Here is an 11618-nt window from a genome sequence, read left to right as displayed (position 1 = left end):
GAGGACTTTGTTGCCGTGAAATAATTTGAGTCTTCCAGAAATAAAATGTCGCTGCTATAATGCGTGCCTCGGGCGGCTGTAGCTCAGCTGGATAGAGTACTTGGCTACGAACCAAGGGGTCGTGGGTTCGATTCCTGCCAGCCGCACCAGAAAATACGAAGGGCCAGATCGCGAGATCTGGCCTTTTTTCTTGGCGCAGTCAACTTTATCTGTGGCGCAGTCAACATTATCTGTTGATGACGCCGATGGCGATGCGCAGCAATTGCTCTTGGGAACATACCCTGCCCCCATCCAGGGCCCAGCGCCAGCCCAGATAATTGCGCAGGTAGCGCGAGGCCACGCCGCGAAAACCCAGAAGCCACGCCTTGAAACGCCCTTGATAGGCGTTCACGTTCTGTACGTGGATGGCGCGACTGCCCAGATACCTGGAGCGCGCGCCGGCGCGCAGATTGACTGCCTCGTGCGCAATCGAGTGCTTGCGCGAAAAGGCGCGGTAGGCGGAATGGCTGTCGGTGACCAGCAGCGCCTGCGGATCGAGCCGGGGCAGCAAGTCGCGTTCGAGTTGCGCAGCCGTCAATGCCCCCCGCCCAGTAACGGCATCGATGGTGTTGCCGCTGCGGTCGCGCGCGATCAGTATGCAATCCAGATGCCGGGAAATGCCACGCAGCGCAGCGCAGCCACCCCGCCGGCGCGGTGGCCGGTCGAGCTTACGGGAACCTTTTTGCGATTCGAGCAGGAACGTCTCATCGGCCTCGACAATGCCATTCAGGGACGCCGGTCGGTCAAGCTTGACCCAATCGAGGAAGCGATGACGCCATCGGAAGGCTGTGTTGCGGTGCACGCCGACCCGATCTGCCCCTTTGCGCACGGACAGTGAGTCAAGCAGTACCTGTGAATAAGCGAGCCATTTGGCCTTGAGCCTGAGTCGTGCCAGGGGCGTGCCGCTCAGGTCGTTAAACGTGCGGCCGCAAGCGCAGCAGCGAAAACGCTGCAGATCGTTGGCGAAGCCGTGCCGGTGGCAGTGTGCGTTACCACAACGGGGACAGCAGCGACCTGGTCCTCGGGCCTGGGCGATGAGTGCCACTACCTGATCGAGCCCGGCGGCGGGATGCAGGGCGGCGAGCACTTGCCGGCGCTGCGGCCCGTTCAGTGACGGCAACCTGGAGAACCAGTTCCTGAAACGCGGCGCTTTCATGATCGACTCCTGACGCTGGGGACAGGGTTGGACCACGGGGCCGCTCATCAGTTCAAAGCGCTCCTCTATTTAACGTTGACTGCGCCTTTTTCTTGGCGCAGTCAACTTTATCTGTTGATGACGCCGTTGGCTGCTCATCAGTTCAAAGCCCTCCTCTATTGAACGTGACTGCGCCTTTTCCCGGGCGCCGGTTGTATCAGCGATGACGAATGAATAATCAGTCTTTGCAAGATGCTCCGCGCCCGCTATAATGCTCGCATTGGGCGGCTGTAGCTCAGCTGGATAGAGTACTTGGCTACGAACCAAGGGGTCGTGGGTTCGATTCCTGCCAGCCGCACCAAACCTTTTCAAGATAAGGGCACTTCGCAAGAAGTGCCCTTATTGCATTTGGGCTCGTGTTACACGCTATTCCCAATACACTTCCCGACAATGACCACCTTCCATCCCCAACCCGATGAGTACGGCGCGCCGGTACGTCTCGCGCGTCCGTCGTCGCCAACGGCCATCGCCTCCTGGGATGACCCGGCCGGCATCGCCACCGTGATCCCGCTCGGCGCCCTGCCCCCGTCGCTGAACGATGTGCCGTTTGCGCCCTGGCTCGACATCCCGGCCAGTACCGCCGACTGGCAGACAGTCCCCGGCCAGGCCGTCATCGACGAGCCACCCTTTGCCGTGCCGGCAGGATTCGCGCCCGCTGCAGGCGTGGTGATCGTGGAAGACGATGGCCGTGTGTGGGCCGTGGCGCCGTCGAACGCCTTCGGCGGGTATGACGCCACCTTCCCCAAGGGCCGTGTCGACCCGGACATCAGCCTGCAAGCAACCGCCATCCGCGAAGCGTTCGAGGAATCCGGCCTGCGCGTGCAGATCGTCCGGCATCTGATCGACTGCCGGCGCACGCAGACGCTCACGCGCTACTACCTGGCGCAGCGCCTGGGCGGCAATCCGGCGCTGATGGGCTGGGAAAGCCAGGCCGTGCACCTGGTGCCAATGGCGCTGCTGGAGACGGTGCTGGGCAATCCGAACGATGCGGTCATCATCGACGCCCTGCGACGAATCTGAGGCCCCGCCGACGCCGGCAAAATAATCTCCCGATACGTGTTTGCCAAGATCACCACACCCCGCTATAATGCGTGCCTCGGGCGGCTGTAGCTCAGCTGGATAGAGTACTTGGCTACGAACCAAGGGGTCGTGGGTTCGATTCCTGCCAGCCGCACCAAAGTTTCAAGAGAATGGCTCAGAAGAGATTCTGAGCCATTTTTCTTTTGCGCGTCAGTTTCTGCTGCCTCTCGATCAGTCGAGACGTTTCCCAGCGCGCCACCACACTGAAACACGGCAGACTTTGCCAATCCGGTACATGCTGCTATAATGCGTGCTTCGGGCGGCTGTAGCTCAGCTGGATAGAGTACTTGGCTACGAACCAAGGGGTCGTGGGTTCGATTCCTGCCAGCCGCACCAAAGTTTCAAGAGAATGGCTCAGAAGAAATTCTGAGCCATTTTTCTTTGCGTCCCGGTTTTTTACGTTGCCATTAACATCACCACGTCATCTGCAGAACAGGCTTGCCCTGCCCCGCTAGACGACGCAGCGCACTCAGGTACGCAGCTTCTTGATGATGCTGCGGCTGCCCAGGATTTCCTCGATCTGCTCGAAGCGCACCGGCTTGACCATATGGTGGTCAAAGCCCGACTCGAACGCCAGCTGGCGGTCTTTCTCCTGGCCCCAGCCCGTGACGGCGATCAGCACGGTCAGCGCGCCGGTGGGCAGCTTGCGGATCCCGCGCGCCAGGTCGTAACCGGACATGTGCGGCAGGCCGATATCGAGGAAGGCGTAGTCCGGGCAGAAGCGCGCGGCGGCGGCCAGCGCATCGGGCCCGTTGTGCGTGATGACCACGCTGTGCCCCATCGCCGTGAGCAGCGCGCCGATGCTGTTGACGAAGTCGACGTTGTCGTCGGCCAGCAGGATGCGGTAGCTCTCGGCGCTGATGAACGCGGCCGGCGTCGGCTTGGTCGGAGGCTCCGGCTCGACGACGATCGGCAGGCGCACCACGAAGCGGCTGCCATGGCCGAGGCCTTCGCTGTGCGCCGTGATCGTGCCGCCATGCAGTTCAACCAGTTTGCGTGCCAGCGACAGGCCCACGCCCAGGCCGGCATTGCTGCGTTCGAGCGTCGAATCGACCTGCACGAACATGTCGAACACCGAGTCGAGCATCTCCGGTGCCAGGCCGATGCCGGTATCGGCCACTTCGAGGATCAGCGTTTTCTCGTCCACCTCGCCCTTGAGCACGACGCGCCCGCCCCGGTTGGTGTACTTGGCTGCATTGTTGAGCAGGTTCGACAGCACCTGGGCCAGGCGCGTCGCGTCGCCATGCAGGAACACGGGGCGATCCGGCAATTCGAGCACCAGTTCGTGCCCGTGCAGTTCGATGTACGAGCGCACCACTTCGAGCGCATCGTTGACAACGGCCTTGAGTTCCACCCGGCCCATCTTGATCGTGAACTTGCCGGTATTGATGCGCGAGACGTCCAGCAGGTCGTCCACCAGGCGCACCATCTGGCGCAGCTGGCGTTCCATGATGTCGGTCGCGCGCTGCGTGGCCTGGGCGTCGCCGCTGCGGATGCGCAGGATATCCAGGCCCGTGCGGATCGGCGCCAGCGGATTGCGCAGTTCGTGCGCCAGCGTCGCCAGGAATTCATCCTTGCGGCGGTCGGCCAGGATCAGCGCGCCCTCGGCCTTCTGGCGTACGTCCATCTCGTGTTCGAGCGTGCGGTTGGCCGTCTGCAGTGCATCCGAGCGGCGGCCGATCTCGGCCAGCATGTCGTTGAAGGCCTCGACCAGCACCCCGATCTCGCCTTTCTGGTGACCCGGCACGCGCAGGCTGAAGTCGCGCCGCAGCATGACCTGGCGCGCGATATCGGTGACCGCTTCGAGCGGCCGCGTGATCGAGGCTTGCAGGCGCGAGGCCACGATGGCGGCAATCACGAGGGCGCCCAGCAGCACGCCGCCAAGGATCGCACCGTAGCTCAGGGCCCGGTCCAGCACGCCGTAACGCGAACGCAGGTAGACGGTGCCGACCCGGTCGCCATTTTCGACGATGTCGTGGTACATGACGACTTCGCCGCGCTCGATGCGGTAGCCGGCTGGCTCCGGCCGCTCGGGCAGGTTGGCCTTGACGCCGGTGCGCACGTAGGTGGCAAAGCGCGTGCCATTGGCGGTAAATACGGCCGCGGCCACGATCTGCGGGCGCACCCGCAGCAGGGTCAGGCTCTGCGCCACATCGGCTGGATCGTTGAACGAGACCGCCGGTGCGGTCACGCTGGCGACGATGTCGGCCTGGGTGGTGAGATCGTCGATCCAGTAGCGCTGGAAGGTGCGCAGGTCGAGCAACAGCATGGCGATACCCGCGCACAGCAACGCCACTGCGGTGGTGGACACCGCCATGAGGATCAATTTGCTGCGCACGGAGCCGGTATCGTGCATAGACATCACGTGGCTCCTTTTTGCACACGGTTCGCTACCGTCAGCAGGCGCGAACTGAGCTTCACATTGTTCTTTTCCGCCGCATCGAGCGAGACGTCGAAACGCACCCGATCATCGACGATCGTAAAATTGATGACGCTGCCGCTGCGCAGCCCGCCATCGCACTCGGTCACGGTCAGCTGCGCATTGGCGGCGCGCAGCAGGCGCGCGGCGCGGGCGTCATCCTGGCCGGCGACGAACAGCACATGCAGCGGCTGCGCCAGATCCTGCTCGCGCAGCGCGCGCACCGTGATCATGCGCCCGGCCACCAGGCGCCCGGCGGCAATCCGGGTCAGCTCGACCGCCATATCGTCGGCGCCGACCACGCCGATGCTCACCGGCGTCGTCGCATCGGCAAACGAGCCGGCCGGAAAATCGGCATACCCCAGAAACTTGTACAGAAAAGCGGCCTTGACGCGTCGTTCGAGTGCGGGCGCAGCGTCGACCACGATCGCGTGCGCGGGCAGGCCAAGGCCGAGGCTGGCCAGCAGCGGCAGCATCAAGGCCAGGCACGCTCTGCGGCGCGGCAGACAAGCTGGTTGATTGATAGTCATGAGATCCATTCGCACGTCAAAAACGCAGCGTGGCGCTGGCAAACACCGTGCGCTCGAGCAACTGGCGGCTACCTGCCGCGACAAATTCAGCGTGGCGGGCATGCAATAGATTGCGTCCGGCAAGGGCGAGCTCGAGATCGGGACGCACTTGCCACGCGATCCGCGCGTCGAGCTCATGATAACTTGGCACGGCCAGCTGCGGCAGCCGTGCGACGTAACGAAGTGAAAAATCTGCCCAGATGCGCTCGCTCAGATCGTGCGCACTGCGCAAAGTCCAGGTCAGATTGGGATCGTTGCCACCCAGGCCGGACAACCCCGTGGTGTCGCGGCTGGCCGGCTCGCGCCCCATGTCGACGTCCTGCAGCAAGCCGCCGGCGTGCAGGCGCCAGCCGCGCGCGGCCTGCCAGCTGGCCCAGAATTCGATGCCGCGCAGACTCCCCTTGCCCAGGCTGCTGATAACGTACGGCAACCGCACGCCGGGCGCCGCCGGCTCCAGGGAACGCAGCCGCTCGAAGTCGGTATAGAACAGCGTGGCCGAATACGACAGCGTTGGCAGGGGTTGGGCGCGGAACCCCAGTTCGGCCACGCGCGCCGTTTCCGCTACCGTGTCGGCGCCGCCGGCAATCAAAAACTGACTCGGCGAGGCCGGATTTACAACAAACAGGTCACGGTCGATGCGCGATGGCGCACGCACCGTGCGCGACACGGCCGCCCACAGCGTCGCCTGGTCGCTTGCGTCCCACGCCAGGCGCAGATTCGGCAGCACCTCGCTGCCCGTATACACATTGTGTTCGACACGCACCCCGGCCACAGCGCGCAGCGCCGGCGTCAGGGTCAATTCATCCTGCACGAACAGGTGCGACCAGCGCAGGTTGCGGCGCGCCGGCGTGAAACGCAGCACGGGCCCGCCGTCGATCTGGTCGCGGCTGTGGCGATATCCGCCGCCCCAGGTGATGCCATGCGCAGCGAAGCGCACCAGGTGCTGGGCCTCGACATCGACCGTGTCGATCTGCTGCATCCCCACGCCCGGCTTGCTGCGGCGCGTGTGGTCGAGCCAGGCATGCATGCGCACCTGCCCGGCAGCGGCAAGATCGCGCTGGACCTCTGCCCGCAGATTGGCGCCGGACATCGTCCCGCTCGCCAACAGGGAGGTGTTGCGCAGGCGCCCGTCGTACACATCGCCGCTGAGCGTGACATCCTGCTCGCGGCCTTCCCAGTCGAGACGAAAGCCCGCCTGCTCGCGCGCCATGCGATTGTCGACGCCGTCCGCCGAGGCCTTGCGATCCGCCTCGATCCGGACTTGCCTTGCATACACGCGCCAGTGCGGCCCGTTCTCGAACTGTCCGCCGTAGCGGACACCGGCGCCATGCTCGTCCGGTCCGGCGTACGCGGTGACGACGCCGCCGTGAGTCTGGGCCGCGCTGCGTGTGATGATATTGATGACGCCATTGACGGCGTTCGTGCCCCACACCGTGCCGCCCGGCCCGCTGACCACCTCGATGCGCGCGACGTCCTCCAGCCCCACATCCTGCATTTCCCAGACCACGCCGGAAAACAGCGGCGAATACACGCTGCGGCCATCGATCATGACGAGCAGCTTGTTGGCCTGGGGCGACAGGAACCCGCGGGCGCTGATCGCGTATTCATGGGTATTGATGCGGGCGACCTGAAGATTCGGCGCCAGCCGCAGCACTTCGGGCAGCGTGGTCGCGCCCGAGCGGGCGATGTCCGCAGCGCTGATCACGAACACCGACGCCGCCGCGCGTGCCAGCGGCTCGCTCTGGCGCGATACGGACGTTACGGCGATATCGGATAATTGTTCGAGCGAGTAATCGGCCCACGGCAGCGGGCCCGAGCCATCCTGCGCGCTTGCATCAAGGGAATATGCGGTCGATAACAGTGCGGCAAAGGCGCAAACGTACAACGAAAAAGGTGGCATAGTTGCCATCGTAGAACATTTTCTCGATCGCACCAAGTGCGCACACACCACAATGCGGTTCTTGACAACGCGCCTGGGATATTGATTAAAGCAATGACGGTTATTGGAAATATAAATTGGACTGATTTGACGCAATGCAGCATGATTGCACTGTCTCCTCTATTCTCCTCCCAGGAAATAGATTTAGCCCGCCTCTTACGAAGCGGGCTTTTTTTTGCGCGCACGGTTGCCCGAGCAGGTGCATCCCGTTTGGTGTAGGATGCCGCCCATATTTTCGTTTTTACAACAATCCATGCCCGACCTCGACCTTTCTGCCCGGAGCACCGCTTCCTACGACTGGAGCACGACCGCCCTGGGCGATGCCGCCCGCTGGCCGTTGCCGCTGCGGTTGTGCAGCGATCTGTTGCTCAATTCGCCGCTCCCGACCCTGTTGGTATGGGGACCGGAAACGGTCCTGGTATTCAATGAAGCCTACGCAGCCCTGGCCGGCCCCGGCTATGGCCGCGTGCCGGGCGGTTCGGTCCCGCCCGTCATGCCGCCACCGCTGGCTGCGGCCGGTGCGGCGCTGGCTGCGGCCTGGCGCGGTGAGGCCGGTGTGCTGGCCGACACCGCCCTGACCTTCCGCCGCCTCGACGGCAACGCCGACAACCGTTTCGACCTGCGCCTGTCCCCGGTGCGTGACGAAACCGGCACGGTGCGCGGCGTGCAGATCGCTCTGGCCCCGGCCACCGCGCAGCCGGTCCAGGAAGCGGTCGACGACGCAGGCCTGCGCATCCTGGTGGTCGAAGACAATGTCGACTCCCAGTACCTGGTGTGCGAGATGCTCAAGGCCTTCGGCCACGAAGCCGACGGCGTGGCGCATCCCGACGATGCCCTGACGCTCCTAGCGAGCCAGCGCTACGACGTGCTGTTTTCCGACGTCAGCCTGCCCGGCATGTCCGGCGTCGAACTGGTGCAGCGCGCCATCGGCGACGACCCGGCGCTGTCGATCATCTTCGCGTCGGGCTACGGTGACACACTGCTGCGGCACCTCGAGTTCCCGTACCAGTCGCTGCAGAAACCGTATGAAATCGACCAGCTGCAGGATGCGCTGGCCAAGGTAGTGCGTCAGCCGGGCCGACGCTGACCGACGGGCGACACGGTTCACTCACAAAGTGTGAGTGGGACCCGCCCGGCTGGTCTACAATGAAACGCATCCTGCCCGGCTTCGGGCGCATGGCAACTCCGGCATGAACTCTTCATCACAACACGTCCGCCCCATCGCGCGCCACCTCCGGAGGCCGGCATGAGCATTGCCCGCGACGTGTCCGACCAGGATCTGGTCGCCGCGCAAGAGGCGCTCCAGCGCGCCACAGAGCGCATGGAAAACATGCTCGAAAGCCTCACCGACGGCTTTTGTGCAGTGGACCGCGACTGGAACATCACCTATATCAATGGCCGCGCGCTGCAGATGGTCGAGCCGCTCAACAAGCGGCGTGGCGACCTGATTGGAGCCAGGCTGTGGGATGAGTTCGAGGACCTGCATGGCACGACAGTCGCCCTTGATTGCGTTCGCGCCATGGAGCAGCGCGTTACCGTCAATCGTGAATTCTATTACCGCCGCCTGAACGCCTGGCTCGACATGCGGGTCTACCCGTCCCCCGAAGGCCTGACCCTGTATTTCCAGGACATCACGGCGCGCAAGCTCGACCAGCAGGCGCTCATCGACAACAACAACCGCCTGCAACTGGCGATCGCGGCCGGGCGCCTGGGCGACTGGCGCTGGGATGCGGCCACCGATCGCGTCACGTTCGGCGCGCGCGCGGCCGAGATCCTCGGCTTGCCGGCCGATGTCGCTCTGGCGTGGCCAAGCCTGCGCGAGCGGCTGCAACCCGAAGACCGCAAGGTTGTGCGGCGCGCAGTGCTGGCCGCGTTCTCGCAGGGCACCGACCTCGACCTCGAATGCCGCCTGCTCGCGCGCGGCAACCTGGCCGGCGGCGCGGCGCGCTGCGTGGCGCTGGTCGGCCGCCCCGACTACGCCAGCGCCGTCGATGGCGGCGGCGTGCTGGGCATGACGGGCATGGCCCAGGACATCAGCGCCCGGCGCGCCGCGGATGACCACCTGCGCCAGAGCGAAGAAGAATTGCGCGCGCTGGCCAACACCATTCCGCAACTGGCCTGGATGGCCGATCCGGACGGCTCGATCGTCTGGTTCAACGAGCGCTGGTATGAATACACGGGCATCACGCCCGAAGAATCGACCGGCTGGGGCTGGCAAAAAGTGTACGACCCGGCGGTGTTGCCTGCCGTGCTCGAACATTGGGATGAATCGGTGCGCACCGGCACGGCGTTCGAGATGGAATTTCCCATTCGCGGCGCCGACGGCAATTTCCGCTGGTTCCTGACACGGGTCGAAGCCGTGCACGACCGCGACGGCCGCGTGGTGCGCTGGTTCGGCACGAACACCGATGTCGACCAGGTCAAGCGCGCCGAACAGGCGCTGCGCGACGAATCGCACGTGCTCGAACTGCTCAACAGCACGGGCAGCATGCTGGCCTCGACGCGCGATCTGCGCGCCGTGATGCAGGCCGCCACCGACGTCGCGGGCGGCGTCTGCGGCGCGCGCTTTGCCGCCTTCGTGCATTATGGCCAGGATGGCGCAGGCATGCTGTATTCGCTGTACACGCTGTCGGGCGCTACATCGGCCCAGTTCCAGGACTTCGCCGAACCGGGCGCCAGCGCCTTGTTCGGGCCCGGTCTGCGCACCACCAGCCTGCAGCGCGTGGCCGACCTGGCGGCCGATCCGGTCCAGGCCGGCAATGCGCTGCACTTCGGCCTGCCGTCTGGTCACCCGGCGGTGCGCAGCTACCTGACCGTGCCAGTCATGGCGCGCTCGGGCGAACTGCTCGGCACGATGTTCTTTGGCCACCCGGAACCGAACGTCTTTACCGAGCGCAGTGAACGCATCGTCAGCGGCATCGCGGCGCAGGCAGCGATTGCGGTCGATAATATCCGCCTGTACGAAGTGGCCAGCCGCGCGGCCGAAGAACGCAAGGTGCTGCTCGAAAACGAGCGTGAAGCGCGCGCCGAAGCCGAACGCACCAGCCAGATGAAGGATGAATTTTTGGCCACGCTGTCGCACGAACTGCGCACGCCGCTGTCAGCCATTCTTGGCTGGTCGCAGGTGCTGCGGCGCGGCAGCCGCGATGGCGCCGACTTGCAGCGGGGCCTGTCGACCATCGAGCGCAATGCGCGCGCCCAGGCGCAACTGATCGAAGACCTGCTCGACATGAGCCGCATCACGTCCGGCAAGGTGCTGCTCGACATGCAGACGCTGGCGCCGGGCAGCTTCATCGATGCCGCCATTGAAACGGTGCGCCCGGCAGCTGACGCCAAGGGCATTCGCATCGAACGGCGCTATCCCGAAGGCGTCGCCATCCCGTCCGTCGCGGGCGACCCGGGGCGGCTCCAGCAGGTGATCTGGAACCTGTTGTCGAACGCGATCAAGTTCACGCCCCGCGACGGGCTGGTGACGATCGAATTGGGATATCACGATGACCAGGTGGCCATCACGATCCGCGATACGGGCTCGGGCATCGCACCCGAATTCATCACGCACGTATTCGAGCGCTTCCGCCAGGGCGATGCCTCGATGACGCGCAGCCATGGCGGCCTGGGCCTGGGCTTGTCGATCGTGAAACACCTGATCGAACAGCACGGCGGCACGGTGCGCGCCGACAGCGCCGGGCCCGGCCAGGGCGCGAGCTTCACAATTGAACTGCCGGCGGCGCTGTCGAGCATGCCACGCGCGTCGCGTCAGGCAGACCTCGCTGGTGGCGCGCTGCCCGAGATGGCGTCAGCGCCCCTGCCCGCTGCCGCGGAGGCGACGCCCGAACCCATGGTGCGTGACATGCGCGGCATGTCGGTGCTGGTCGTGGACGATGACCGCGACGCGCGCGAGCTGATTGCCCGCATCCTGTCCGATTGCCATGCCAATGTGCGGCTGGCCGGCAGCGCACAGGATGCCATGGCGCAGTTGCGCGCGAGCCCACCGGACCTCCTGATCAGCGATCTCGGCATGCCCGACGTCAATGGCCTTGAGTTCCTCGCCTGGGTCCGCGCCCTGCCGCGCGACGCTGGCGGCCTGATTCCGGCCATCGCGCTGACGGCGTTTGCGCGCTCCGAAGACCGCTTGAAGGCGCTCGAGGCCGGTTTCTCGGCCCATGTATCCAAACCGGTCGAACAGAGTGAATTGATGACGGCCATCGGCATGGTCAGCACGCCTCCGGCTGTGCCATTGCTCGCCGAAAGCGGCCGCGGCCATAGTCGATGATGTTCCTACCTGCGGACGCGGCGCTGTCCTACAAGAAATTTTATGGTCCTTGCTACACTAATTAGAGGTAAGGTATCGTTAGATTCCACCCCGAAATGGGGCGC

The 11618-nt window shown here is 64.7% G+C and carries 7 protein-coding genes and 4 tRNA genes; 7 read left to right on the top strand and 4 right to left on the bottom strand.

The window, feature by feature from the left end; genetic code table 11:
* Positions 1-72: 72 nt before the first annotated feature.
* Positions 73-149, top strand: a tRNA-Arg gene (locus AC56LV_RS03500).
* Positions 150-226: 77 nt separating this feature from the next.
* Here AC56LV_RS03500 and AC56LV_RS03495 read toward each other — a convergent pair.
* Positions 227-1195, bottom strand: coding sequence for an IS1595 family transposase (locus AC56LV_RS03495; protein ID WP_499556056.1), 969 nt, complete (start codon positions 1193-1195; stop codon positions 227-229).
* A 263-nt stretch (positions 1196-1458) separates the two neighbouring features.
* Between AC56LV_RS03495 and AC56LV_RS03490 the strand changes: the two genes are divergently transcribed.
* The 4 genes from AC56LV_RS03490 (at position 1459) to AC56LV_RS03475 (ending at position 2650) form a co-directional block, all read left to right on the top strand.
* Positions 1459-1535: transfer RNA gene (locus AC56LV_RS03490), tRNA-Arg, on the top strand.
* Positions 1536-1624: 89 nt separating this feature from the next.
* The gene (locus AC56LV_RS03485; RefSeq protein WP_499556055.1) at positions 1625-2254 is read left to right on the top strand and encodes an NUDIX hydrolase; all 630 of its coding nucleotides are present in this window, start codon (positions 1625-1627) and stop codon (positions 2252-2254) included.
* A gap of 80 nt (positions 2255-2334) precedes the next feature.
* A tRNA-Arg gene (locus tag AC56LV_RS03480) sits at positions 2335-2411 on the top strand.
* A 162-nt stretch (positions 2412-2573) separates the two neighbouring features.
* A tRNA-Arg gene (locus tag AC56LV_RS03475) sits at positions 2574-2650 on the top strand.
* 133 nt (positions 2651-2783) lie between these two features.
* Here AC56LV_RS03475 and AC56LV_RS03470 read toward each other — a convergent pair.
* The 3 genes from AC56LV_RS03470 to AC56LV_RS03460 are packed head-to-tail and all read right to left on the bottom strand — an operon-like array spanning position 2784 to position 7202.
* The gene (locus AC56LV_RS03470) at positions 2784-4676 is read right to left on the bottom strand and encodes a sensor histidine kinase, YfiR-like protein-associated (RefSeq protein ID WP_499556054.1); all 1893 of its coding nucleotides are present in this window, start codon (positions 4674-4676) and stop codon (positions 2784-2786) included.
* Entirely contained in the window at positions 4676-5263 is a 588-nt protein-coding gene (locus tag AC56LV_RS03465) for a TOL_0243 family YfiR-like periplasmic protein (protein WP_499556053.1), read from the bottom strand. Before AC56LV_RS03465 ends, AC56LV_RS03470 begins: the two co-directional genes overlap by 1 nt.
* A 16-nt stretch (positions 5264-5279) precedes the next feature.
* Positions 5280-7202: a TOL_0244 family TonB-dependent receptor gene (locus AC56LV_RS03460; protein WP_499556052.1), complete on the bottom strand. Its 1923-nt coding sequence runs from the start codon at positions 7200-7202 to the stop codon at positions 5280-5282.
* 292 nt (positions 7203-7494) lie between these two features.
* Here AC56LV_RS03460 and AC56LV_RS03455 point away from each other — a divergent pair, with 292 nt between their 5' ends.
* Both AC56LV_RS03455 and AC56LV_RS03450 read left to right on the top strand, forming a co-directional pair.
* On the top strand, positions 7495-8328 hold the full coding sequence (locus tag AC56LV_RS03455) for a response regulator (protein ID WP_499556051.1): 834 nt from the start codon (positions 7495-7497) through the stop codon (positions 8326-8328).
* 159 nt (positions 8329-8487) lie between these two features.
* A complete protein-coding gene (locus AC56LV_RS03450; protein WP_499556050.1) occupies positions 8488-11514 on the top strand; it encodes an ATP-binding protein in 3027 nt (1008 codons plus the stop codon).
* Positions 11515-11618 lie beyond the last annotated feature (104 nt).

It is taken from the genome of Telluria sp. RB2R28 (assembly GCF_059685835.1).
The sequence above is the reverse complement of the archived record's forward strand: the minus strand, read 5'-3'. Positions and strand labels throughout refer to the sequence as shown.